This window comes from uncultured Slackia sp. (genome assembly GCF_959608125.1).
Taxonomy (GTDB): domain Bacteria; phylum Actinomycetota; class Coriobacteriia; order Coriobacteriales; family Eggerthellaceae; genus Slackia.
Genome location: NZ_CAUHPG010000018.1, coordinates 1 through 24,630, shown reverse-complemented (window position 1 = coordinate 24,630; position 24,630 = coordinate 1). Strand labels below are relative to the sequence as shown.

Below are 24,630 nucleotides of genomic sequence, written 5' to 3'. Positions count from 1 at the left end.
ATGCTGCTGAACGGAACCAATCTAATCAGCTACGCCGAGCGCGTGGACGAATGCGAGTTCGTGCTTTCGGGCACGACGCTGGACGCCGCGCTCGAGCTGGCGAAGTCCCCGCTGGTGGTGACGGCCGGGGGCAAGGAAGTGGTGCGCTTCGAGGGCTACGCCGCCGCGAGCGTGTCCATGCAGGGCGAGCACGTCAAGCTACGCTGCGTCCGAAAGCTGGACGAGGCCACGGCCGACGCCATCCGCGCGCTCGAAGTCAACGTGTCCACCGCCGCCGCGTGCGCTGCGGACGCGAAGAAGGCCGCTAAGGACGCGCAGGCCGCTGCGGACAGCGCCAACGAGTCGGCGACCACCGCGACCCTCGCGCTCGCCGACCTCGGCGAGACGGCCGGCACGGTCGCGAACGCCGCCGCCGAGCTTGGCGTCATGACGGCCACGGGCATGGAGAGCGTGGCCGAATTGGGAGCCACCGTGGCGGCTTTGGAGGAGCGCGTGAAGCAGCTCGAAGCCGCCGCTAAGGCATAGAGAGACAACGACGAAGGAGGAAACATGGCAAAGCTGTATTACACGCTCGTTAAGGCTGGCACGTGGAAAATCGAGCAGGTGCCCTCGCTCTGGAAGGCCGAGGTCGAGCGCATGCTCGCGGCCGACAAGCAGGCCGCGTAGGCGGTGGACGAACGACGGGCGGGGGCGCGTGTCCCCGCCTTTTCTGTAAGGAGGCGGCGTGGAGAACGCCCTGGACTTTGAAAAGCGCATCAGCCGCCTTGAAGCCGACTGCCAGCAGGTCAAAGGCGAGGTGGAAAGCCTCAACCGCCGCGTCACGCGGCACGGAGACGAACTGGACGAGATCCGCGCGAAGAACGCGGCCAACGAGGCCATCCTCACGCGCATCGACGACACCGTGGCCAAGATCGACGCGCGGCTGGACGACACCGCCGCCAAGCCGGCGCAGCGATGGGACGCGCTGGTGACGCAGGTCATCGGGCTGATCGTGGCCGCGCTGGTCGGCATGGCGCTGCTGCAGGCGGGCATTGCAAGCTAAGGAGACTTATATGGATATGCCTGACTTGGGCGCGTGGGTCGCGCCCCTGACCGTGGCCGTGTGCCTTTGCGCGGGCTACGTCCTCAAGAACCTGGTGCCTACGGATGCGGTCAACCGCTTCATCCCGCTGTGCATGGCCGCGCTCGGCGTGGCCGTCACCGCGTGGGCGCAGGGGGCGTTTACCCCCGACGTGCTGGCGACGGGCCTTGTGAGCGGCCTCGCGTCCACGGGGCTTTACGAGGCGTTCCGCAACCTGCTGGACGGTGCGAAATGATGCGCGGCATCGACGTGTCAAACTACCAGCGCGGGCTAGACCTCGCCGCGATCGACTGCGACTTCGGCATCTTCAAAGCCACGGAGGGGACGTCCATCGTCCACGACACCTGCGACCCGTGGGTGCAGCAGTCGAAAGCGTTGGGCCGGTGCTGGGGCTTCTACCACTTCCTCGCCGGCGGCGACCCCGTGGCGGAGGCGGACTGGTTCGTGGACAACTGTCTCAATTACTTCGGAGAGGGCATCCCCGTCCTTGACTACGAGATGTACGGCCGCATCGGCACTGACGGCGCCAAGAGGTTCCTCGACCGCGTGTTTGAGCGCACTGGCGTACGGTGCATGGTTTACACGTCGCGAAGCGTCTTGACGGAAGAGGATTGGTCGGCGATCGCGCCGCATAGTGCGCTGTGGGTCGCCCAGTACGCCGACACGCAGCCGACAGGCTGGCAGGACATGCCGTGGCTGCCGAGCGGCGGCTTCGGAGCATGGGACGCTGTGACGGTGCATCAATACACCGACAACGGGCGCGTGGGCGGCTACAGCGGCCGTCTCGACCTCGATATCGCGTACCTCACGCCCGAAGCCTGGGGGCGCATCGCGCGCGGCGAGAGGGGCGGCGAGAGCGCCGCGCAGGAGCCGGCGGACGATGCCGAAAAGGCCGTGCAAGAGGTGCTTCGCACCGATGATCCAACGGGGCGCGGCATGGAGCTGACCACCCACGAGCATGTGAAATGGATGGCCGCGAAGCAAGCGGATATGGCCGCGCGGCTCGAACGCATCGAGGCGGCGTTGACGAAGCCGGCCGAAGGCGAGGCGGAATAGCATGGGGGGCGCTTATGCGTCCCCCGCTTTTTTTCATGCCCGGATGCGGGCTATTCGCCTTTCGCGCGCTCGTATTCGCGGCGTATCAGCTCGCGCACCCACGCGCCGCTGTAGCCGTTCTCGCGCATCCAGTCGTAGACCTCGCGGTCGGCGGGGAAGAACTTCACGGTGACGTTCTTCACGTTGGCGGCGCGGTAGGCGTTGGTGGCCTTCTTCTGGGCTTCGGTGGCCATGGCTATTCTCCGTTCCTTCTGCGACGGCGTTTCACGGCGTCTATGACCAGGGTGGTGACGAGTCCGACGGTGAATGCGATGATGGCGGTCTTCACGGCTCGGCTCCTTTCGTTGTAAGATGGTTTCCGGCAGGGGAGCCGCCGAAGCGGCGCCCCTTTGACCCTAAGGCCTCCTTGCATGCTTTCCACGGCGCTCGGGGGCCTTTCTGCTCGCAATCGCCTCCGCGATGTACTCGATTGCCTTGCCGACAGCCGAGCCGACCGCTGCGGAAACGATCGCGATAATGAACTCTTCCATCCTGCATCACCTCCTTTCTCAACTCGATGTCTATATTATAGGGCAAGTACCATAATAATGCAAGTGGATGCCCTATATTTCTCCGCATCGACCTGGTATTTTCGCCTATGAAAACGCGAAAGACCGCCATTTGCGGCGGTCTTCGGAATAGCATCGGTAAGGCATTCCCTCGCTTGCTCCAGCGCGGAGCCTACGATTTCTTTCTCGAACCGTTCGAGCCCGTCTTCGCGCTCATCACCGCCGCCGCGAGCGCACCGCTCAACGCGGCTTCGCGCATCCTCTTCTGCGACTCCTTCCTCATGCGGCGAAGCCTCTCGCTCCCGTCCATGCCGGGGATCGTAAGCAGACCCATAGTCGTCATGGCACGCGACCTCCTCCTTTTCCTTTCTCTGATAAAGACGATTGTATTACGCGCGCATCGTTCGACGCGCCGGGGTGTTTTCGGCGAGCGGCAGGCGGCCGTATACGCGCCGCGTGGACGAAGCAGCCGAGAAACGCGAAGGGGCCGCCGTGGTAGGCGACCCCCGCTTGCCCCCGCCGGACGTGCCGTCGCGGGGACTCTTCGGCGCCATTGTACGGCATCGTTCCGTATCCCGGGAATATCCCAAATGCGCCGGAATTGATGTATTTGACGGCGTTTTCCTCGCAAAATGTAATTCTCGCGTATCATAACGCCTGTTCATGCGCTTGCTGGTGTTGGCCGCGTTTAACCGCTACAATGCTCGCATGAATGACGAAGCACGCATAACACTCACTGTTCCCGACCACGTCGACATGACGGATATCGTCGGCCCCTCCGACTCCGTCCTTCATGCGATCGGGGATGCATTCGCCGCCCGCATCACGGTGCGCGGCAATCTCATCATCCTCTCGGGCGATTCGCTCGAGGTCCAAAGCCTGACCGCCCTGTTCGGCGACCTGATCAAGATGGCCGCGTCGGGAACGGCGCCGACGGTCGACGACGCGCTGCGCGTCGTCGAGCTGCTGCGCCAGGGCGAATTCGCCCCGTCGATTCTGCGCGAGGACATCCTGCTCACGTATCGCGGGCGTGCCATCCGTCCCAAGACGGCCGGCCAGAAGCGCTATGTCGACGCCATCCGCTCCAATACGGTGACGTTCGGCATCGGCCCCGCGGGTACGGGCAAGACCTATCTTGCCATGGCCATGGCCGTGGCCGCGCTCAAGCGCAAAGACGTGAACCGCATCATCCTCACGCGCCCGGTGGTCGAGGCGGGGGAGAACCTTGGTTTTCTTCCCGGCACGCTCACCGAGAAGGTCGATCCCTACATCAGGCCTTTGTACGACGCGCTGTTCGACATGACCGACATGGAGCGCGCCCGCGACCTGATAGATCGCGGTGTGATCGAAATCGCCCCGCTCGCGTTCATGCGCGGACGCACGTTCAACGACAGCTTCATCATTCTCGACGAGGCGCAAAATACCACGCCCGAGCAGATGAAGATGTTCCTCACCAGGCTCGGGTTCAATTCGAAGATGGTCGTGACGGGCGATATCACCCAGCTCGACCTGCCGCGCGGCCTTTCGGGCCTTAAGAGCGTGCAAAGCGTCCTGGGCGGCGTCGAGGACATCGCGTTCTGCACGCTGACCGGTCGCGATGTGGTGCGCCATAACCTCGTGGCACGTATCGTCGAAGCATACGAGCGCGCGGCGGTGAAGGGGCGGGGGTCCGAAAGCCGACCGTAGTAGCGGCGCGCTCTCGCGCGTCGAGGGCGGAAACGAAGAAAGACGCGGGCCTCGGGCCCGTCGATGACGAACAAAAGGAGACCATTTCATGGCAGAGAAGTTCAAGAGCGGTTTCGTGACGCTGGTCGGTCGCCCCAACGCCGGCAAGTCCACGTTGATCAATGCGGTGGTCGGCCACAAAGTGGCGATCACGTCCAATACGGCCCAGACCACCAGGCATCGCTTCCGCGCCATCGTGACGCGCGACGACGTCCAGATGATCATGGTCGACACCCCGGGTCTGCATAAGCCTCATGACGCGCTGGGCGAAGAGCTCAATACGAGTGCGATCAAGGCAATGGAAGACGTCGACGTGGTGGCGTTCCTGGTCGACGCGAGCAAGCCTATCGGCCGCGGCGACGAATGGGTGGCGGCGCAGGTCCGCGCCGTGCGTCATGCGCGCAAGATCCTGGTAATCAGCAAAGCCGACTTGGTCGATAAAGACACGGTCATCGCCCAGCTCGAGGCGGCGCGCGCTCTAGGTCGCTGGGATGACGAGGTCGTGCTTTCTTCCAAGTCGGGCTTCAATGTCGAGGGATTCGAAACGGCGGTGGCGCGCTGGCTTCCCGAGGGCCCGAAGTGGTTTCCCGACGATATGGACACCGACCAGCCTTTCGAGGTGCTCGTCGCCGAATTCATCCGCGAGAAGATCCTGCGCAGCTTCCGCGACGAGGTGCCTCATTCCATCGGCGTGTCGGCCGACCAGATCGAATACGACCGCGCCAAGGACATGTACCGCATCTACGCGGTGGTCTACGTCGAGCGCGATAGCCAGAAGGGCATCATCATCGGCCGCGGCGGCGAATGCATCAAGAAGGTCGGCATCGAGGCCCGCCACGACCTCGAGCAGCTTCTCGGCTGCAAGGTATTTTTGGACTTGCAAGTCAAGGTGAAGAAGAATTGGCGTCGCGATCTGAATCAGATCCGCCGCTTCGGATACGGAGAGGGCATCTAGGCCATGGCGAAGTTCTGCACATGGTGCGGCGCCCCCTTGGAGCCCGGCGCGCGGTTTTGCGGAGAATGCGGCGGCCGCATTCTCGAAACCGTGATGATCGACGGCACGAAGAGCCAGGACGACACCTTGAGCGGCTTCGACATCGTGGACGGCCGTCAGCTTCCCGCCGACGCCACGCTGCGCCTCGACCGCGATTCGGTGGTCGTCAACACCGACAACAAGCAGAAGCGCTTCTCGCTCGATAGCGTGAAGCGCCCGCGCAAGACCGCCCTTATCGCGGCGGGCGTGGTAATCGCGCTGCTGCTCGTCGCGGCGGGCGGCTTGGCCGCGGTGTATTTCGGCGGCTGGGGCGGCGGTCAGGACAAAGAGCCTATCGCCGTGTCGGGCGTCGATGACAAGTCGCCTGCGGAAGAGGCGTCGAAAAACGACGATTCCGCCCCTGAAGCCAGCAAGGATCAGGCCGAGGGGTCGCAGGCCGAAAGCGACGGGTCTTCCGCCAAAATCGACGACAAGTCGCAGGTCAAGTTGACCGAAGCCGAGATATTCAACTCGCTCGACGCGGCCTACGGCAAGCTGTCCGTCTACGACGACCGCATCGCGACCTGCGTCGAGGAGTTCAATGCGAACTTCCTGGCCAATTCGATGGATGCGCGCACCGCTTCCAAGGAATTCGCCGACAAGGTGCTTTCCGACCTACAGGAAGACCTGGAGGGTCTCGAAGCCATGCATATCCCTCAGCAATCGGCCTATGCCGAGCAGGCGAAAGACGTGGTCGAGCTGTACGAGTGCCAAATCGGCCGCGTGAGCGCCATGACGAATGCCTGGGCGCTCGACGTGACATTCGAGAAACCCTCTGCGCACAAGGACGAGATCCTGGCGGTGTATACGCAGGGCAACGCGAAGGAGCATCTTGCCCGCTTCGACGAGCTCTATGACGCGTCGAAACCCTCGAAGGTTTCTTAAGAGCGCTGATACACCGGTTCGATGAGCCGCCCGTTACCGAAACGGGCGGCTTTTTTCATAATTCTTCTTGACGAATCGCTTTAACGCACTATAGTGATTCGCATGATTTTCGTATCCGTACATACCATGAGCTTCATGCCGATGCACATGCCCAAGCCTGGGTTTATCGGCGCATGGGCCGATACTCAGGCCTAGCTTCCGGGCGGCCGTGTCGTGCCGCATTCTCGTTGTTTCCCCCTATGGTATGTATGAGGAATCATGATACATCTCAAGAATCTCTCCAAGACCTACGAAGGTCGGTCGGGCACGCATGACGCGCTACACGATGTGACGCTTCATATCGAACGCGGCGACGTGTTCGGCATCATCGGACAATCGGGCGCGGGCAAGTCGACGCTGGTTCGATGCATCAATCTGCTCGAGCGCCCCGCAAGCGGCTCGGTGGTCATCGACGGCGTCGACGTCACCTGTTATCAGGGCAAAGACCTGCGCGCCCTGCGTTCGCGGATCGGCATGATCTTCCAGGGCTTCAGCCTGTTCCAGCAGCGCGACGTGCTGCGCAACGTGACGTTTCCGCTCGAGCTGCGGGGCATTTCCAAGGCATCGGCCGACGCCCGCGCCCGCGAGCTGCTTTCGCTGGTGGGCCTTGCTGACAAGGCGGGCTTTTATCCCAGCCAGCTTTCGGGCGGCCAGCAGCAGCGCGTGGCGATCGCCCGCGCTTTGGCCAACGACCCCAAGATCTTGCTTTGCGACGAGGCGACGAGCGCCTTGGATACGCTGACCACGCATTCCATCCTGGGCCTTCTGCGTGATATCAACGAGCAGCTCGGCGTGACGGTGGTGGTCATCACGCATTCGCTTTCCGTAGCGCGCCAGGTGTGCAACAAGGTTGCGGTCATCGACCGCGGACGCCTCGTCGAAGCCGGTCCCGTCGAAGACGTGCTCGTCGCGCCTCGAAGCGAGGCGGCCCGTCTTCTAGTCGAAGCCGACGACGTCATCCGTCCCCATCGTTCTTTCGCCGCCGCGGCGGCTTGCGCGAAGGAGGCGGTGTAGATGGATACGATCGTATCGTTTTTCAATCAGTACGGCGCGCTTATGGCGCAGGGCACGCTCGACAGCGTCGTGATGACCGTGCTTTCCACCGCGTTCGCGTACGCGTTCGGCATTCCGCTGGGCGTTTTGCTCGTGCTTACGGCTCCGGGCGGCCTGCATCCCCATCGTGTGCTCAACAGCGTCGCGGGTTGGCTGGTCAATATCGGCCGCTCCATTCCCTTCATCATCCTGATCGTGTTCATGATCCCCGCGACCCGCGCCCTTGTGGGAACGTCGCTCGGCGTGGCTGCAGCCATCGTGCCGCTTTCCGCGGCCGCCATTCCTTTCGTCGCCCGCATGGTCGAGCAGAGCCTGTCGGAGGTAGACGAGGGCCTGGTCGAGGCGGCTTCGAGCTTCGGAGCGTCGACGGGCCATATCGTGTTCAAGGTCCTGTTGGCCGAAAGCGTTCCCTCGTTGATCAGGGGTTTGTCCATCACGTTCATCACCCTGTTCGGCTTCGTGGCCATGGCGGGCACGGTCGGCGCGGGCGGTCTGGGCGATATCGCGATCCGTTACGGATACCAGCGCTATCAAGACGACGTGATGGTGGCGGCGATCGTGCTGTGCGTGGTGATCGTGCAGTTGGCGCAGAGCTTGGCCAACGCGGCGGCGCGCGGAATGGACCATCGTTTGCGATAAGGCGCGCCTCCTGTTTCGCAGGGGCGTTCCGATAGAAGTGCGGCGGCATTGCTCAGGTATGGCGTCGCGATACGAAAATCATCTCTTATCTGAATCTCGACAAAAGAATCGACGAAATCGAAACGTGCACGGACGCGCTTGATTCGTGCACCCGAAAGAAAGGTTGAAACCATGAAATTCAAGAAATTCGCCCAGTATTGCGCAGGTTTCGCAGCGGCATTCACCCTTGCGGTCGCTCTCACGGGATGCGGCGGCTCTGCTAAGCAGATAGCCGTTCCCTCCGATGCTACGAACGAGGCGCGCGCTCTTCTGTTGCTCGAGGAACAGGGAATCATCACGCTCACCGAGGGCGCGGGCCTTGCGGCGACGAAAAACGACATCGTCGAAAATCCCTACGGCGTCGAAATAGTCGAGACCGAGGCGGCTTCGCTGCCGCGCGTCGCGGCCGACGTCGACCTGGCGGTAATCAACGGCAATTACGCGATCGGCGCTGGACTCGACCCCTCTACGGCGCTCGCTTCCGAAGATGGCGCATCGGCTGCCGCCGATGAGTTCGGCAACGTGATCGCGGTTCGTGCGGGCGACGGGGATACGGCCAAGACCGCGGCGCTTCTGGCGGCGCTGCAGAGCCGCGAAGTGCAGGAGTTCATCGTTTCTACCTACGATGGCGCTGTGACGGCGGTGTTCGAAGCGGGTGCCGCAGGCGATGTTGCGCAGGCCGAGGGCGACGATACGACCATCAAGGTCGGCGCATCTCCCGCTCCTCATGCCGAAATCCTCGCTCAGGTGAAAGACGTGCTTGCGGCGAAGGGCTGGACGCTCGAAGTGGTCGAGTTCACCGACTACGTGCAGCCTAACGTGGCGCTTTCCGAAGGCGACCTGGATGCCAACTACTTCCAGCACCAGCCTTACCTGGATGACTACAACGTTCAGAACGGCACCGACCTGGTGGGCGTCGCGAAGATTCACTTCGAGCCGCTGAGCGTGTACCCTGGAAAGAGCGCAAGCATCGATGCGCTGAAGAACTAGGGGAGGGAAGATGCGCAGTGCGTCGAAGGATGCTATTGAATGGGAGAGTCCATCACGCACGAATCGGTTTCTTCGGCGTAAGTCTTTGCTACGTTTTGAATCGATTGCTTGAGGGCTCTTATGATTTTATGAGCCTATATGTTATATGTGACCTTATATAATAATAGATATAGTCGTATTCGATAAGGCCAAGAACTCATCTTAGCAAGACTGGCCTGTACGATACAATAATATTGTAATAATTGATAGAGCCAAAAAGGCGCACAGATGGCGAGGGGTTTTCACTGCCGACGCATATTGGCGGGGTTTTCTCGTGCAGGATTTATGGGGCGTACGACGCCTGGCAGCGGGAAAGGGACGGCGGGTTTTCAGAAAGGCGTGGTGGCGATGAAAAACTACCAGATTCGCAGGTTCTTTATAGACAAGGGGAACGTTGCAACTCCTATAACGGACGAGCTAATCGCGTGCGGTTACGTTCAGAAACGGGGTGGATACATAGATCGCGCGCGAGAACGCGGCATCGACCGTCCCACCCAGTACTGGCATCTCATGGAATCGTGGTCGGCTGCCAGTGCGCCTGATGCGACGTTCGGGAGGTCGATTCAGTGCGGCGAATTGATTTTTTGGATGGCTGAATCTTCCGGAGCCGTTTCGGCCGAGGTTTTGAGGCGTCTGAAGGACGATGTGCTTCAAGACCCCGGAAATCGCCGTAGGGGCAATAAGCTGATTCAGGATGCTTGTTTCGATTTGATTGCTCGCGCCGTGGAGGCGCACGACGCCGGTCGCATCGGATAGCTCGGGCGTAGTCCGCTACTTTTTTCAAAAAAGTTAGAAAAAAGCCTTGCCAAGCCCTATCGATATGCGTAATATACTGTCCTGCGCTTGGCGCTAAGGAAACAACTCCAAAGCAAAAAGAGCAAATGAAATGGGCGTTTGGCTCAGGGGGAGAGCACTTCCTTCACACGGAAGGGGTCACAAGTTCAAATCTTGTAACGCCCACCATTTCATTCCTCGGTAGCTCAACGGCAGAGCACTCGGCTGTTAACCGATAGGTTGTAGGTTCGAATCCTACCCGGGGAGCCATTGATACTTTCAAGACCCGCACCTGCGGGTCTTGTATTCTCTATATTCCTCGGTAGCTCAACGGCAGAGCACTCGGCTGTTAACCGATAGGTTGTAGGTTCGAATCCTACCCGGGGAGCCATACGAATTCCTTACGAACCTGCGAGGCATCAAGTCCGCGGGTTCGTTGCTTTTCCTGGACCTCGTATTTTCTACGGTGGTCTTTGTAAGCGCTGAAGCCTAATCGATTCGCATGCAGCCGCGGCGTATTTTGCTTGTGGCTACCGCGGCGTGTCGCCTAGGTGCCATTGTGTTAATAAGTCCTTTTTTCGGTACTGTATTTCTTGTCGCGAGTTTGGTGATGAGAGGGAAATTTCGTCGATATGTTCTCATTTGTCGATAGTGCGTGTACGCTGTGTCCGATTTGTCTTTTGGGAATAGGCGGCCGGTATACTATCCCAATTACATAGATGAGCAAGCCGAACGGATTTACCAATAAAGGGTGGCAGGCGTGAGCGGTAAAAAAGAAGCAAAGAAGCAGTCTTTTCCGGGAGGGACGCGCGAACAGGCTGGGCATCAGAGCTTTTCTCCTGATCGGCATGGCGTTCGACCTCCCGCGTCAGGGGCGTTCGATCCCGACGTGACGGCAGTATATCGCCCTGCCGACGCTGCTTCGGCGAAGGCGCGCCAGGGCGCGCACGCCCGCGTGACGCCCGGTGTCGCTCCCGGCTCGACGACTGTTATGCCCGTCGACGTTTCCCGCCGCGGGCGTGGGGTCCAGCACCAGGCCGCTTCTCAGCAGCCTGGTCCTATGCGGCCTGCGTCGGGCGGCGCGTCATTCGACCAGGCACCGAAGTCGCGCAAGGGAAAGATCGCTGCGATCGTTGCGGGAGCTATCGCTTTGCTTCTTGCGGTCGTTTATGTAGCGGGCGCCGTCACGTTCACAGGGCGTTTCTATCCGAACACCGTCATGGGTACGCTCGATTTGTCTATGAAGGGCGCCGACGAGGCGGTGGCCATGCTGGCCGACGCTGAGCGCGATTACACGCTGCAGGTCGAAGGCCAGGGGCTCGATTTCACCATCTCGTCCGTTCAGGCCGGCATCGGTGTCGATGCTCGCGCTATCATCGAAGCCGCGCTCGCCGATTCCGATCCTTGGAAATGGCCGCTGCGCATCGGCGGCAATCATGACGAGACCGAGCGCATGGCGGCGGCAAGCGACACCGAATCGCTCAGTGCGGCTGTGCACGAGGCGGTCGATGCCTTCAATGAGACGGCCGAACCGTCCGCCGATGCCCATGTGGTTTTCGATGAGGATAAAAACGCTTATGTAGTTGCGGACGAGGTGTGCGGCAAGCAGGTTTCTGCGGACGATGTGATCCAGGCCGCTGCTCAGGCCATCGCTTCCATGAAGGATTCGGTGAAACTGACCGACGAAGTGCTGATCAGGCCCGAGATTCTTGTCGGAGACGATCGATTGAACTCTGCTGCAGAGAAGGCGAATACAATGATCGGCTGCGATGTGGTTCTGAAATCGTCTACCGATGGAACGGAAATCTCCAAGATCGACGGATCGATCATTTCGCAGTGGATCACGTTCGACGAGGGCATGGAACCGACGCTCGATAGCGCTGCTCTTGATGCGTGGGCGAACGAACTTGCGTCTTCGCTCGACACGGTGGGTACGACGCGGTCTTACACTCGTCCCGATGGCAAGCATGTCGAAATCGGCGGCGGCGATTACGGCTGGAAGGTCGATTCGGCCGCGCTGATAGCCGCCGTGCAAGAAGCGGTGAGCAACGGAACCGTGGGCGATTTATGCATCCCGTGTTCTTCGACGGGTAACGGTTATACGGGTCCCGGCCACGATTGGGATGCGTACTGCGACATCGACCTGACCGAGCAGCATGCCTATTATTATGATGCATCGGGTGCTCTTGTTTGGGACGCCCCCGTCGTAACGGGCAAGCCGAACGGCAGCGACGATACGCCCACGGGCGTTTACTCGTTGAAAAACCTTCAGCAGAACGTATCGCTGCGCGGTCCGATCGACCCCGAAACCAACAAGCCCGAATGGGATTCTCCGGTCGCGTACTGGATGCCGTTCGTGGGCAATATGGTCGGTCTGCACGATGCGCCTTGGCAGCCTGCCAAGGTCTTCGGCGATTCCGAGGCTTATAAGACCTACGGAAGCCATGGCTGCATTAATCTTTCGGTTGATAAGGCTGCTGCGTTGTTCGGCCTTATCAAGGTGGGCGATGCGGTGATCGTGCACTGGTAGCTTGCCGCCTTTCGGATCTGCCTTCCGATGCGTTGCGCCTCGCCCCGTCGAAACGGCTCGATCTGAGTTTCGCTCCGTCTAGAAGCGGGGATGCGAAATCGTGTAGACTAGGCGATTGATTTCCAGGCAATTGATTTTCTCGGTTGCGTCTGACGGCCATGCCGCCAGACGCTTCCGTGCGTATGAGGGTGAACGAATATGATTATGCAGATAGAACACGTGTCCAAAAGCTTCGGCGGGCGCGTTCTGTTCTCCGACGTGAATTTCCGCCTCGAGGCGCACGACCGGCTTGCGCTGGTCGGTCCGAACGGCGCCGGCAAGACGACGCTGCTCAATATCATCACGGGCCATGAGGATGCGGACGAAGGCCGGATCGTATTCGCTCGCGGTGCCGTGGCGGGCTACCTCGAGCAGGAGGCTATCGAGATGGACGACCGCTCCATTTTCGAGGAGGTCATTTCCAGCCAGTCCGAGGTGCTCGATGCGGAACGTCGTTTGCAACAGCTTGAAGAGAGCCTCGGAGACAATCCGACGCCTGAAGCGCTCAAGGCGTGCGGCCGCGCTCGCGACGTCTACGAATCGCTAGGTGGCTACGTTCTTGAATCCCAGGTCAGAAGCGTCATGTTCGGTCTCGGTTTCAAAGAAGAGGATATGTCTCGCTCGACGAACGAGTTCTCGGGCGGCTGGCAGATGCGCATCGCCTTGGCCAAGCTTTTGATTCGCAAGCCCGACGTGCTGCTGCTCGACGAGCCGACCAACCACCTCGACCTTGAGAGCGTGAAATGGCTCGAGGGCTTCCTGCGCGGCTACGAAGGCGCCGTGGTTGTGGTTTCGCATGACCGCGCCTTCATGGACAACATGGTCGATCGCGTCGCGGAAATCGACGGCGGCCGTCTGCAGCTGTACAAGGGCAACTACTCGTCGTACCTGCGCCAGCGCGAAGAGCATATCGAGCGTCTGAAGCAGGAGGCGGAGAAGCAGGCCGAAGAAATCGCCCATATGGAGGCGTTCATCGAGAAATTCCGCTACAAGCCCACCAAGGCCAAGCAGGTCCAGGACCGCGTGAAAAAGCTCGAGAAGATCCAGCGCATCGAAGTGCCCCAGGAGAAGAAAACGGTGCATTTCAACTTCGTGCAGCCGCCTCGCACCGGCGACATGGTGGTCCAGCTCGAAGGCGTGTCGAAGAGCTTCGGCGAAAAGCACGTTTACGAAAACCTCGATTTCTCGATTTTTCGCGGCGACAAGGTGGCCCTGGTCGGTCCGAACGGAGCCGGCAAGTCGACGCTGCTCAAGATGATAGCGGGCGCGCTGGAACCCGATACGGGTTCTGTCGAATACGGCGTGCATGTGAGCAAGACCTATTTTGCTCAGCATCAGCTCGAAGAGCTCTATCCGGGCAACACGGTGTTCGAGGAGCTTGACCGCGTGGCTCCTGGCTGGACGATCAGCCAAGTCAGAAGCTTACTGGGCGCATTCCTCTTCCAGGGCGATGCCGTCGACAAGAAGGTCGGCGTGCTTTCCGGCGGCGAGAAATGCCGTCTCGCTTTGGCGAAGATGCTCGTCGCCCCTGCGCCGCTTCTGTGCCTCGACGAGCCCACCAATCACTTGGATATCGCGAGCGCCGACATCCTTGAACAGGCTCTTAACCGCTTCGAAGGCACGATCGTCTTGATTACGCACGACCGTCATCTTATCCGCAGCGTTGCGAACAAAATCGTGGAGGTCGTTCCAGGCAAGATGACCGTCTACGACGGCGATTACGACTATTACCTGTTCAAGTCGGGCCAGCTCGAACAGGGCGGCGACCTGTCCGCATCTTCGCTCGAAGACTTTCTCGATCAGCCTGAGGGCGATGTGCGCTCCCGCGCCAAGCGCGGCGCCGCGAAGGAGAAGCGTGCGAAAGCGAAGGCGGCCCAGCCTGCTCCTGCGGTTTCCGGCAAACAGGTCGAGCTGACCGCTCCGCGCGCCAGCGCACCGAAGTCCAAAGAACAGAAGCGCCGCGAGGCCGAGGCTCGCAACAGGGCCTATGCCGCCTTGAAGCACCATCGTAAGCGTATTGCGGAACTCGATGCACAGATGGAAAGCGATAACATGCGCATGAAGGAGCTTCTCGAGCTTATGGCCGATCCTGATTTCTATATCAACGAATCGGCAAGCTCCGATGCCGTGGCCGAGCATGCTCGCCTCAAGAAGCGCCTCGCCGAAGCCGAGGAGGAGTGGTTCCTGCTCACGGAGGAACTTGAGGAGGAGATGGCCCGCCAGCAGGATGCCTAAGGCGTCCGCGCTTTCGGGATTTGACCGCAATCGTAAGAAAGGAAGGCAATGGAGCCTTTGAACATCGTGCTCGTCGAGCCGGAGATTCCGCAGAATACGGGCAATATCGCCCGTACGTGCGCGTGTCTGGGCGCTCGGTTGCATCTCGTCGAGCCGATGGGCTTTCGCCTGACCGACCGCAATATCAAGCGCGCCGGTTGCGATTACTGGGACAAAGTCGAAATAATCCGATGGCCGTGCGCCGAGGCGTTTTTCGAGGCTCACGCGAACGACGAGCTGCATTTGTTCACCGGTAGCGCGTTGCGTTCGTATTCCGATGTGACTTACGGCGAGGGGGCCTACCTCGTGTTCGGAAGGGAGAGCCGCGGGCTCGACTTCGAATACCTGGAGCGCTTCAGCGATGCCTGCGTACGCATTCCCATGCGCCGAGACCTGCGAAGCCTCAACCTGAGCAACGCCGTCGCCATCGGCGCGTATGAGGCTATGCGCCAGACATCCTTCGCGGGGCTCGAATAAGTACCCCGCTTGTTACAGGAAAATGCCCGCTCCATGCGGGAAGAACCGCCCCTGCGATAGACTGCGAGATCATGACTTCTATTCCTTACCTTATTTGTTCCGTACTCAGCTTCATCCCTGCGATTGTGTTCCACGAAGTGGCCCACGGGTTCGCGGCGGCGAAGCTCGGCGACCCGACGGCGAAGAACCGCGGACGCCTGAGCCTTAATCCGCTCAAGCACATCGACCCGTTCGGCACCGTGCTCATGCCGTTGCTCCTGTTGGCCCTTGGCGGCCCTATCTTCGGCTATGCGAAGCCTGTGCCGTACAATCCGTCGTATTTCAAGAACAAAAGGACCGGCGAGGCCATCGTCGGCCTCGCCGGTCCTGCTGCCAATCTAGTCATGGCGCTGCTTGCCGGCGTCGTCGCATGGCTGTTCTATCCTTCGGCGCCCGAACTCGTGGCGGAAAGCGAGCTGTTCTTCTATTTCTATCTGTTCTTCCTGCCCATGTTCGCGCTGGTGAACTTGTATCTCATGTTTTTTAACCTGATTCCGCTGCCGCCGCTCGACGGCTCCAGCGTGATCGCGCTGTTCCTCAGCGACAAGCAGCTTATTCGCTACTACCGTATCCAGCAATATGCGCTGCCGGTGTTCATGGTCGTGGTGCTGCTTGTTCCGTACATCCTTCACGTCAATCCGATCGGCGCTTATCTCGACATCACGGCAGGTACGTTGGCGCGCCTGCTCTTCCCGTTCGCGATATAGGGGGACTATGTCCTATCGCGTGCGCATAGATAGCTTCGAGGGGCCGTTCGATCTGCTGCTTTACCTGGTCAGCCGTAAGAAGGTCGATATCGGCTCCATTTCGGTGGCGCGGATCGTCGATCAGTATCTGGCCTACGTCGACCGTATGCAGCAGCTCGATCTTGACGTCGCGAGCGATTTCCTCCTGGTGGCGTCGACGCTGCTCGAAATCAAGGCGGCGGCGCTTCTGCCATGCGAAGAGGAGGAGGGCGTCGACGAGTTGGAGGACCTTTCGCCTAGCGAGGCGCGCGACATGCTGGTCGAGCGGCTTATCGTCTACAAGCAGTTCAAAAACGCGGCCGCGGCCCTCGGTGCGCGCTTCGAGCACGAAGGCCTGATGCATCCTCGCTTGTTCGGGCCCGATGAGGAATTCCGCGACTTGGCGCCGGATTATCTCAAGAAGACCTCGCTCGACGATCTCGGGCGCCTGGCGGCCCGCGCCCTCGCGCGTCGTGATGTGTTTCTGCTGGAAAGCGAGCATATCGCCGCCAAGCCTATTCCGGTGGAGACGCATGTGCGCTCGATCCATCGCCGTATCAGCGAACGCAAGCATATGATGTTCAGCGAGGTTCTGGCCGATGCGCCGACGCTTGCGGTGCGGGTGGCGAGCTTTCTCGCTCTGCTCGAGCTTTACAAGCGCACGATGGTCGATCTTGGTCAGGACAGGCCTTTCGCCGATATAGCCATCGACTTCATCGAGGACAGCGGCGAGCTCGTCTTCGGCGAAGAGGATGAAAAGGAGTGGTCATGACGTTTCAAGACCTGCCCGATTCCGACATCCCGGGAGCAATCGAGGCGTTGCTGTTCGTCAGCGACGAGCCCGTTGCCGCTTCGACGCTTGCCGAGATGCTCGAAATCGACCGCATGCGAGTCGTTGCGGCGCTTGCAACGCTGCAAGACCGTTTGGCGGCGGGCGAATCGGGCATCCAGCTGCGCGAGGTGGCTGGCGGCTGGCGGCTGTATACCCACCCGCGTTATCACGCTCTTGTCGAGCGTTACGTGCTCTCGTGGGATACGCGCCGTCTTTCCCAGGCGGCGCTCGAGACCCTCGCGGTGGTCGCGTACTGTCAGCCGGTCACGCGCTCCCAGGTGGCGTCGATTCGCGGCGTGAATTCTGATAGCCCCCTTAATTCGCTTGTCGAAAAGGGGATGGTTCGAGAGGCGGGCAAGGATGCGGACAGCCCGGGGCAGCCGATGCTGTATGCGACCACGCGCACGTTTCTCGAGAAATTCGGGTTTGCCAGCCCGGCCGACCTTCCCGACCTCGAGCAGTTCGCTCCCGACGAACGGACACGCGAGCTTATCGGGGAGAGGCTCGGTATAACCAGGGCGCAGGCCGACGAGGCTGCTGCGTCCTGCAATGACGAAGATGCTGCGCTCGATGCGGGCTTCGTATCGGATTTTGCCGACGAGTTCGAGTTCGAGCCCTATGATGCAAAGGAGGACGGCCTTGTCCGATGAGACCGAAAAGACGCGTATCGTGCCGATGCGCTTGCAGAAGTTTCTCGCCCGTGCGGGCGTTGCGAGCAGGCGGGGGAGCGAAAACCTCATGACTGCGGGTCGCGTTCGCGTGAACGGCAAGGTGACAACCGAGCTGGGCAGCAAGGTCGACCCCCGCGTGGACACGGTGACCGTGGACGGCATGACGGTGCGCCTGGCCGACGGCGCCGTGACGATCATGCTGCATAAACCTGCAGGCTACATCACCACGATGTCGGACCCCCAAGGCCGCCCGACGGTCGCCGACCTCGTGCCGCACGATCGCTATCCGGGGCTTTTCCCGATCGGCAGGCTCGACTACGACACCACGGGGTTGCTGCTGTTCTCGACGGACGGGGAGCTTGGCAACGGGCTGCTTCATCCGCGCAAGCACGTCGACAAGACCTACGAGGCGCTGGTCGACGGCATCATGACGCCTGACGAAGCGCGCCGTCTTCGCGAGGGCGTGCTGCTCGACGACGGCATGACGCTTCCGGCCGAAGTAGAGCTGCTCGATGCGTCGCATGGTCGCTCGCTCGTCTCCATCACCATCCATGAAGGAAGGAAACGCCAGGTCAGAAGAATGTGTTCCTTCGTAGGGCATCCAGTGGTCGAGTTGCATAGGAAAAGCTTCGGCCCGCTCGGGCTCCGCGGCCTCGGGGAAGGCGCATGGCGTGTCTTGGACGAGGATGAGGTGGCGGCGCTTCGTCGTGCTGCCGGGCTCGAGGGCGCAGTGGTAGAATCCGCTTCAGGGCGCGCTTAGACGCGTGTCGGTCGACGACGAGGAGCGATTATGGATACGCAGGCAAAAACCACGACTATCGAACCGCTCGAAGGCCCCCTGATGGGCAGCGCGCATGTGCCGGGGGACAAGAGCATTTCTCATAGGGCGGTGCTGTTCGCCGCCATGGCGGAAGGCACGACCCGCCTTTCCGGCGTGCTCGATTCCGATGACGTGCGCTCCTCGGTTCGCGCCGTCCAGCAGCTCGGCGCTCGTGTCGTGCTGGAGAAGATGGCGGATGGAAGCCTTGCGGGCGGGATCACCGGCTGGGGCGCACGGGGTCCGCGAACGCCCGACGCGCCGATCGACTGCGGCAATTCGGGAACGACCGTCAGACTGCTCATGGGCATCCTCGCGCCGTGGGATATCGAAGTCGAGCTGACGGGCGATGATTCGCTGCGCCGCCGCCCTATGCTGCGCGTGACCGCCCCGCTTTCCAGGATGGGCGCGCGGTTCTATCCCGAAGACAGGGGAACGCTTCCTTTGACGGTTCGCGGCACGCGTTCGCTGCGCGCGATCGACTATGATTCTCCCGTTGCGTCCGCCCAGGTGAAAACGGCTGTTTTGCTTGCAGGTATCGGAGCGGAGGGCGTCACGCGCGTCGTCGAGCCTTCTCCTTCGCGCAATCACACCGAACTCATGCTGCCGCGTTTCGGCGTGCAGACCACGGCGGCGTCGGGCATGGCCCAGGTGAGCGGCCCCGCCTCGATGCAGGCCTGTGAAATCGATGTTCCGGGCGATCCGTCATCGGCGGCATTTCTTGCGTGCGCCGCGGCCCTTATGCCCGGAAGCGCCATCCAGATCGAAGGCGTTTCGCTCAATCCCGCTCGCATCGGCTTCCTGCGCACGCTTGAGCAGATGGGCGTCGACGCGTCTCGTCGTGGCGTGGCGTCGGCGGGCAAAGAGCTCTCGGGCATCATTTCGGTCCAGTATTGCGAGAACCTGCACGGCTGCGAGGTTCCTGCGGAAAAGATCGCATCGCTCGTCGACGAGGTTCCCGTACTCGCTCTCGTGGCGGCGCATGCGCGCGGCATCACGGTATTCCGCGAAGTGAGCGAGCTGCGCGTGAAGGAGACGGATCGTATCGCGGCTATCATCGACGGGCTCGCCAAGCTCGGCGTCAACGCATGGATGGATGGAAACGACCTTTATATCGAAGGCGATCCAGGCCTGAAGGTGCCCGAAGGGCTCCGATTCTCCTCGGGTGGCGACCATCGCCTGGCCATGACCTGGGCTCTTGTCGGCCTGACGGGAACCGTGCCGGTACAGGTCGACGGCTTCGAGGCGGTATCGGTAAGTTACCCCGGCTTCCTCGACGACATCGCCTCGCTCTCGCGTCGCGCCTGATGCGGCCATCTTTCTGAAAGCGACCGCGGCATATTTCCGCGTTTCGCTTTATACTAGTGCGTCTGCGATAGCGCGCACGGTTTTCAAGAAAGGCATTTCATGATTATTGCTATAGACGGCCCTTCGGGGGCGGGAAAATCGACGGTCGCCAAGGCCGTTGCGAAAAACCTCGGCTTCAGCTGCCTCGACACCGGTGCTATGTATCGCTGCGTCGCGCTGGTCGCGCTTGAGGAAGGATTCGACCTGTCCGATGAGCAGTGCTGCGCGACCATCGCCCGTGAAAAGGCCATCTCGTTCGGCCACGTCGAAGGCGATCCCGTTCCCAAGCGCGTCTTCGTCGACGGCGTCGAAGTGACCGATGCTATCCGTACCGCGCGGGTCGACCGTTCGGTCAGCATCGTGTCGGCGCATCCGCTCGTGCGCGAAGCGCTCGTCGAACAGCAGCGCAGGCTCGGCCGTGAGGGAGATTTCGTCATCGAGGGCCGCGATATCGGTACGGTGGTTTTTCCGAATGCCGAGGTCAAGGTGTTCTTGACCGCGAGCAACGAAGAGCGCGCCCGTCGTCGCGTCCTGCAGAACGAGGCTCGCGGTGTCGGCTCGGTCGACTTCGACGAGGTGCTCGCCGACATCGTGCGTCGAGACGAGCTCGATTCGAACCGCGCGACCGCTCCTCTGACGGCCGCGGAAGATGCGGTGCAGATGGATTCCACGGGCCGCGCCATCGAAGACGTGATCGACGACATCTGCGGGCGCGCCCGCGCAGCACGCGGCTTCTAGGGGCGCCGATGCTTGCATATAAGGAAATGTGGGACATGCCCATGGATGCGGCTTCGGCCGAGCGCGAAGGAAAGGGCGTCAAGCCCATTCCTCATCTGGTGGGCAACGTGGTCTACGGCGTTTTGTTCGCAGCGTTCAAGGTCGCCTTCAGGTTCTCCGTCGAAGGCGTCGAGCACGTGCGCGCGTTTCGCGACGGAAAAGGATGCGTCGTCGCCGGGAACCACGTGTCGTATCTCGATCCGGTGTTTCTGTGGTTGTCGGCGCGCCCGAGCCAGTGGATCAGGTTCATGGCGCGCGACAACATGTTCGCGAATGCGAAGGGTCTGGCAGGCCAGGTCATCTCGCGCGTAGGGGCGTTTCCCATCAAGCGTTCGAGCGCCGACAGGACCGCTATCAAGCGCGCCTCCTCGATGCTCAAGCGTGGCGAGGTCGTCGGAATCTTTCCCGAGGGCACGCGCCGCGGACGCGGTACGGCCGATCCCGAGCTGCATGCGGGCGTGGCGTTCATCGCGCGCATGGGCAAGGCCGCGATCGTTCCGTCGAGCGTGCGCAACGTCGAGAAGATCAAGCCGAAGGGGAGCAAGCTCGTTCATTTCCCGAAAATCGAGGTGGTTTTCGGGGCGCCGGTTTTCTTGGAAGATTTCGACTTTCTTCCCAAAGAAGACAGGCTCGATGCCGCGTCGTGGTATGTCATGAGGGAGTGCTATGCGCTTGCTCGCGACATCGATCGCGAGCAGGTCGATATGGGGGAGCTTTTCCCCGATGCGAAGGATTTCGCCTCCGCATTCGCGGGGTGCGATATGTCACGAAAAGGGGAGTAGCCGATATGCGCGTTGTCAGGGCGAAGCATGCAGGAGTGTGCTACGGAGTCGAGCGTGCGCTCGATATGGCCGTCGCAGCCATGATGGACGAGGACGATACCTATACGCTCGGCCCTCTGATTCATAATCCTACCGTTGTCAAACAGCTCGAAGAACAGGGCGTCAAGGCGGCGAAATGCGTCGACGATATCGAGAGCGGCATCGTTGTCATTCGCAGCCACGGGGTCGAGCCCCACGTGCTGCAGCAGCTCAAGGACAAGGGTTTGACGGTAATCGACGCCACATGTCCCCATGTGGCGAAGGCCCAGCGTTCCGCAGGCGAGCTGCGCGATGCGGGCGGCACGGTAGTCGTGATCGGCCGCGCCGAGCACCCTGAGGTCAAAGGCCTGTGCGGCCATGCGGGCGAGCGTGCCGTGGTGGTGGCCGACGTCGATGAGCTCCCCGACGAGCTCATCGAACCCGTCGGTATCGTCGTGCAGACCACGGAGAGCAAGGAGAAGCTCGATTCCGTGGTCGAGGCGATTCGCGCGCGCGGCATCGAACCCGTGGTGAAGAACACGATCTGCTTCGCTACGCGCCAGAGGCAGAATTCCGCGGCCGATTTGGCCGATGAAGTGGACGCCATTGTGGTTATCGGCGGAAAGAACTCGTCGAACACCACGCATCTCTACGACATCTGCAAGGCCCACTGCGAGCGTTCGTATTTCATCGAACACGTCGATGAAATCGATTCCGCATGGTTTGAAGGCTGCGAGACGGTGGGCGTGACCGCCGGCGCCTCGACGCCTGATGACCAGATCTGTGCAGTAGTCGATTATTTGGAAACATTGTAAAAGTGGAAGCGGGCGTGTCGCTCCTGCTATCATCATAGGGTTCAAAGACATTGCTCGGCAATGCTCGACAGATCAGGAGCGATCACACTATGACCGAAACAAGCTCTCACTTGCACGGCTGGACGCGCCGTAATTTTCTTAAAGCAGCCGGCGCCGCCGGAGCCATGATGCTGTTCCCGTGGCTTGCCTACGCTGCAGAATCCGATGAATTGGACGCCAAGGCGAACGATCTCGAAGCCTCCGCCGCCGAAAAGCAGGCCCAGGCAGACGAAATGGCTGCGAAGCTCGAAGCGCTTCAGGCCCAGTTCAATGAGGCGCTCGAACGTTATAATGTGGCAAACGACGCCCATGAGGCCGCGGTCGACGCCATGAACGAAGCCCAGGACCGCATCGATGAGGCCACCGTGCGTATCGCCCAGCTCCATGAACAGCTGAGCGATCGCGCCACGGCTATCTATCGCAAGGGCGAGCCGTCTTTCATCGACGTGCTTTTCGGCTCGGAGTCGTTTGAAGACTTCGTGACCAATTGGGATTCCATGGAAAAGATCGGCCAGCAGGACGCCAAGTTGGTCCAGGAAAGCAAGGACGCCAAGGCCGAGGCCGAAGCGGCCCGCGAAGAGTACTCGAAGCAGGAGCAGATCGCGGCCGAGGAGCTCTCGAAGGCGCGCGCCGCAAAAGAGGAGCTCGAAAGCGCTCAGGCTTCGCTTCAGGCGGAATACGACCGCATGAGCGAAGACATCATCGCCATCCATGCCGAGATCGAGCAGATTCGCATGGATGCCGACGCCGCGCGCGAGAAGGAGGAAGCCGCCAAGAAGGCCGCAGAAGAGGCGCTTGCCAAGCAGCAGGCCGCCGCTTCCCGTCCCTCGTCTCCTTCCAACGGCGGGTCAACCTCTTCGACGCCTTCGACAAGCGTGTCGGGCTGGGTGAACCCTGCTCCCGGCAAGTTCATCACCAGCGGTTTCGGATGGCGCGCTTCGATCGGCGATTACCATCAAGGCGTCGATTTGAGCTGCAAGTACGAGCCCGTCTATTGCATGGCCGACGGCACGGTGACCACGTCCGGTTGGTTCGGTACGGGCGGCCAGGCCGTCACGGTCAACCACGGCGGCGGCATCGTGAGCTGGTATCTGCATGGCAGTCAGCTTCTGGTCAGCGTGGGCCAGAAGGTCTCGGCGGGCCAGCAGATCATGGTTTCCGGCAATACGGGTTTTTCCACCGGCGCCCATCTGCACTTCCAGATCAATGTGAACTCTCCGAACGGAGTCACGGGCACGGCGGTCAATCCCACGGCGTATTTCGGCTGGTAACGACTACGTACCTCAGAGGGCGGCCTCATGCGGGCCGCCCCTTTTTCGATAGGAGCATCAATGGAATGCAAAGCTTGCGCCGGCGTGCGGGAATATCCCGGCGATCCGGCGCGAACCGCTGCGGTGATCATCGAGGTCGAAGAGGATTCTCCCGCCTACGATGCGGGTTTCGAGCCGGGCTGCAAGATCTGCGCGGTCGACGGCCATCCGCTGCGCGACGTCATCGACTGGCAGTGGTATAGCGCCGACGACGAAATCGAGCTTTCCTATATCGATCTCGACGGCGAAAGCGGCACCGTGGTTCTCGAGCGCGAAGAGGGGGAGAACTGGGGCATCACGTTCGACGGCGCGGTGTTCGACGGCATCCGCACATGCCGCAACGCGTGCGTGTTCTGTTTCATGCGCCAGCTTCCCGAGGAATCGCGCGACACGCTCGTGCTGCGCGACGACGATTGGCGCCTGAGCTTTCTGCAAGGCAACTTCGTCACGCTGACCAACTTAAGTGAGGAAGACGCCGAGCTCATCATCGAGCGCCAGGTGTCGCCCCTGCGCGTTTCCCTGCATGCCATCACGCCTGAGCTGCGTAAGAAGATGATCGGCAAGCACGCTCCGCACGGAGTCGCGATGCTCGAGCGCCTGCTGGAAGGCGGCATCGAGGTGCACGCCCAGATCGTGCTCGTTCCCGGCATCAACGACGGCGACGAGTTGAAAAAGACGCTCGCATGGGCGTATACGCATCCGGGCATCGAAAACGTCGGCATCGTGCCGCTCGGGTTCACCAAGCACCAGACGCGTTTCGAGAAAAGCTTCAACGATCCCGACGACGCCCGTGCGGTGGTCGACGCGGTCGAGCCTTTCCAGCGCTATGCCTTGGAGGAGCGCGGCCATCCATGGGTGCATCTGGCTGACGAGTTCTACTGCAATGCCTATCCAGGCGACGTGCTGGCCCATATTCCGCCGGCGTCTCATTACGGCGATTTCTCCATGTTCGAAGACGGCATCGGCATCGTGAGAAGCCAGATCATGGAATGGGACGACGCGGCCGAAGACATCGCGCGTTTGGCGAAGGTGCTCGAGGAATACGATGCGCATGTCTATTACGCCCTCGGCGAAGCGCAGCGCGATTGCATGGCGGCCATGATGGACGAAAGCGAGCTTGCCGGCCGCTTGATTCCGCTGCTCGTGAAAAACGAGTATTTCGGCGGAAACGTCGACGTGACGGGCCTTCTGTGCGGCTGCGATGTGGCGCATGCCATACGCGGCGTGTCGGCGCATG

28 protein-coding genes and 3 tRNA genes are annotated in these 24,630 nt (G+C 61.1%); 28 read left to right on the top strand and 3 right to left on the bottom strand.

Going from position 1 to position 24,630, the window contains the following annotated elements:
- From Q6E04_RS06640 to Q6E04_RS06620, 5 genes are read left to right on the top strand one after another with little or no spacing between them, the layout of a single operon-like run.
- Positions 1-525: a hypothetical protein gene (locus Q6E04_RS06640; protein WP_303250006.1), complete on the top strand. Its 525-nt coding sequence runs from the start codon at positions 1-3 to the stop codon at positions 523-525.
- A gap of 24 nt (positions 526-549) precedes the next feature.
- Positions 550-666 (top strand): CD1375 family protein, encoded by a 117-nt coding sequence (locus Q6E04_RS06635; protein ID WP_303250005.1) that lies wholly within the window; start codon positions 550-552, stop codon positions 664-666.
- Between the two features lie 58 nt (positions 667-724).
- Positions 725-1,042, top strand: coding sequence for a hypothetical protein (locus Q6E04_RS06630; RefSeq protein ID WP_303250004.1), 318 nt, complete (start codon positions 725-727; stop codon positions 1,040-1,042).
- 10 nt (positions 1,043-1,052) lie between these two features.
- Entirely contained in the window at positions 1,053-1,316 is a 264-nt protein-coding gene (locus Q6E04_RS06625; RefSeq protein ID WP_303250003.1) for a phage holin family protein, read from the top strand.
- Between the two features lie 14 nt (positions 1,317-1,330).
- Complete coding sequence (locus tag Q6E04_RS06620) at positions 1,331-2,137, top strand: GH25 family lysozyme (protein ID WP_303250002.1); 807 nt, start codon at positions 1,331-1,333, stop codon at positions 2,135-2,137.
- Positions 2,138-2,187: 50 nt separating this feature from the next.
- Here Q6E04_RS06620 and Q6E04_RS06615 read toward each other — a convergent pair whose 3' ends face one another.
- The 3 genes from Q6E04_RS06615 to Q6E04_RS06605 form a co-directional block, all read right to left on the bottom strand.
- Positions 2,188-2,370, bottom strand: a complete 183-nt coding sequence (locus Q6E04_RS06615; protein WP_303249739.1) for a hypothetical protein — start codon at positions 2,368-2,370, stop codon at positions 2,188-2,190.
- 162 nt (positions 2,371-2,532) lie between these two features.
- Positions 2,533-2,667, bottom strand: a complete 135-nt coding sequence (locus Q6E04_RS06610) for a hypothetical protein (RefSeq protein ID WP_303250001.1) — start codon at positions 2,665-2,667, stop codon at positions 2,533-2,535.
- 190 nt (positions 2,668-2,857) lie between these two features.
- On the bottom strand, positions 2,858-3,028 hold the full coding sequence (locus Q6E04_RS06605; RefSeq protein ID WP_303250000.1) for a hypothetical protein: 171 nt from the start codon (positions 3,026-3,028) through the stop codon (positions 2,858-2,860).
- Positions 3,029-3,393: 365 nt separating this feature from the next.
- Between Q6E04_RS06605 and Q6E04_RS06600 the strand changes: the two genes are divergently transcribed.
- The 23 genes from Q6E04_RS06600 to Q6E04_RS06490 all read left to right on the top strand — a co-directional run.
- Positions 3,394-4,371, top strand: a complete 978-nt coding sequence (locus Q6E04_RS06600) for a PhoH family protein (RefSeq protein ID WP_303249999.1) — start codon at positions 3,394-3,396, stop codon at positions 4,369-4,371.
- Between the two features lie 88 nt (positions 4,372-4,459).
- On the top strand, positions 4,460-5,365 hold the full coding sequence (era, locus tag Q6E04_RS06595; RefSeq protein WP_303249998.1) for a GTPase Era: 906 nt from the start codon (positions 4,460-4,462) through the stop codon (positions 5,363-5,365).
- A gap of 3 nt (positions 5,366-5,368) precedes the next feature.
- Complete coding sequence (locus tag Q6E04_RS06590) at positions 5,369-6,328, top strand: zinc-ribbon domain-containing protein (RefSeq protein WP_303249997.1); 960 nt, start codon at positions 5,369-5,371, stop codon at positions 6,326-6,328.
- A 258-nt stretch (positions 6,329-6,586) separates the two neighbouring features.
- Positions 6,587-7,381: a methionine ABC transporter ATP-binding protein gene (locus Q6E04_RS06585; RefSeq protein ID WP_303249996.1), complete on the top strand. Its 795-nt coding sequence runs from the start codon at positions 6,587-6,589 to the stop codon at positions 7,379-7,381.
- A complete protein-coding gene (locus Q6E04_RS06580; RefSeq protein ID WP_303249995.1) occupies positions 7,382-8,059 on the top strand; it encodes a methionine ABC transporter permease in 678 nt (225 codons plus the stop codon).
- Between the two features lie 171 nt (positions 8,060-8,230).
- Positions 8,231-9,088 (top strand): MetQ/NlpA family ABC transporter substrate-binding protein, encoded by an 858-nt coding sequence (locus tag Q6E04_RS06575; protein WP_303249994.1) that lies wholly within the window; start codon positions 8,231-8,233, stop codon positions 9,086-9,088.
- A 387-nt stretch (positions 9,089-9,475) separates the two neighbouring features.
- Positions 9,476-9,883, top strand: coding sequence for a hypothetical protein (locus tag Q6E04_RS06570; protein WP_303249993.1), 408 nt, complete (start codon positions 9,476-9,478; stop codon positions 9,881-9,883).
- Between the two features lie 132 nt (positions 9,884-10,015).
- Positions 10,016-10,090, top strand: a tRNA-Val gene (locus tag Q6E04_RS06565).
- A gap of 6 nt (positions 10,091-10,096) precedes the next feature.
- Positions 10,097-10,171 (top strand) — tRNA-Asn (locus Q6E04_RS06560).
- A 46-nt stretch (positions 10,172-10,217) separates the two neighbouring features.
- Positions 10,218-10,292: transfer RNA gene (locus tag Q6E04_RS06555), tRNA-Asn, on the top strand.
- Between the two features lie 498 nt (positions 10,293-10,790).
- Entirely contained in the window at positions 10,791-12,431 is a 1,641-nt protein-coding gene (locus tag Q6E04_RS06550; protein ID WP_303249992.1) for a L,D-transpeptidase family protein, read from the top strand.
- 198 nt (positions 12,432-12,629) lie between these two features.
- The gene (gene abc-f, locus Q6E04_RS06545) at positions 12,630-14,705 is read left to right on the top strand and encodes a ribosomal protection-like ABC-F family protein (RefSeq protein ID WP_303249991.1); all 2,076 of its coding nucleotides are present in this window, start codon (positions 12,630-12,632) and stop codon (positions 14,703-14,705) included.
- A gap of 48 nt (positions 14,706-14,753) precedes the next feature.
- Entirely contained in the window at positions 14,754-15,221 is a 468-nt protein-coding gene (locus Q6E04_RS06540) for a tRNA (cytidine(34)-2'-O)-methyltransferase (RefSeq protein ID WP_303249990.1), read from the top strand.
- A 71-nt stretch (positions 15,222-15,292) separates the two neighbouring features.
- Positions 15,293-15,967, top strand: a complete 675-nt coding sequence (locus Q6E04_RS06535; RefSeq protein WP_303249989.1) for a site-2 protease family protein — start codon at positions 15,293-15,295, stop codon at positions 15,965-15,967.
- A 7-nt stretch (positions 15,968-15,974) separates the two neighbouring features.
- The gene (locus tag Q6E04_RS06530; protein WP_303249988.1) at positions 15,975-16,757 is read left to right on the top strand and encodes a ScpA family protein; all 783 of its coding nucleotides are present in this window, start codon (positions 15,975-15,977) and stop codon (positions 16,755-16,757) included.
- Positions 16,754-17,467 carry an SMC-Scp complex subunit ScpB gene (scpB, locus tag Q6E04_RS06525; protein ID WP_303249987.1) on the top strand — a complete coding sequence of 238 codons (714 nt, stop codon included), beginning with the start codon at positions 16,754-16,756 and terminating at the stop codon, positions 17,465-17,467. Before Q6E04_RS06530 ends, scpB begins: the two co-directional genes overlap by 4 nt.
- The gene (locus tag Q6E04_RS06520; protein ID WP_303250030.1) at positions 17,439-18,248 is read left to right on the top strand and encodes a pseudouridine synthase; all 810 of its coding nucleotides are present in this window, start codon (positions 17,439-17,441) and stop codon (positions 18,246-18,248) included. Before scpB ends, Q6E04_RS06520 begins: the two co-directional genes overlap by 29 nt.
- A 30-nt stretch (positions 18,249-18,278) precedes the next feature.
- A complete protein-coding gene (aroA, locus tag Q6E04_RS06515) occupies positions 18,279-19,613 on the top strand; it encodes a 3-phosphoshikimate 1-carboxyvinyltransferase (protein WP_303249986.1) in 1,335 nt (444 codons plus the stop codon).
- 99 nt (positions 19,614-19,712) lie between these two features.
- A complete protein-coding gene (cmk, locus tag Q6E04_RS06510) occupies positions 19,713-20,390 on the top strand; it encodes a (d)CMP kinase (protein WP_303249985.1) in 678 nt (225 codons plus the stop codon).
- A gap of 8 nt (positions 20,391-20,398) precedes the next feature.
- Entirely contained in the window at positions 20,399-21,211 is an 813-nt protein-coding gene (locus Q6E04_RS06505; protein WP_303249984.1) for a lysophospholipid acyltransferase family protein, read from the top strand.
- 5 nt (positions 21,212-21,216) lie between these two features.
- On the top strand, positions 21,217-22,044 hold the full coding sequence (ispH, locus tag Q6E04_RS06500; protein WP_303249983.1) for a 4-hydroxy-3-methylbut-2-enyl diphosphate reductase: 828 nt from the start codon (positions 21,217-21,219) through the stop codon (positions 22,042-22,044).
- Positions 22,045-22,133: 89 nt separating this feature from the next.
- A complete protein-coding gene (locus Q6E04_RS06495) occupies positions 22,134-23,354 on the top strand; it encodes a murein hydrolase activator EnvC (RefSeq protein ID WP_303249982.1) in 1,221 nt (406 codons plus the stop codon).
- 60 nt (positions 23,355-23,414) lie between these two features.
- The coding region (locus Q6E04_RS06490; protein WP_303249981.1) for a DUF512 domain-containing protein at positions 23,415-24,630 on the top strand (1,216 nt) is incomplete at its 3' end.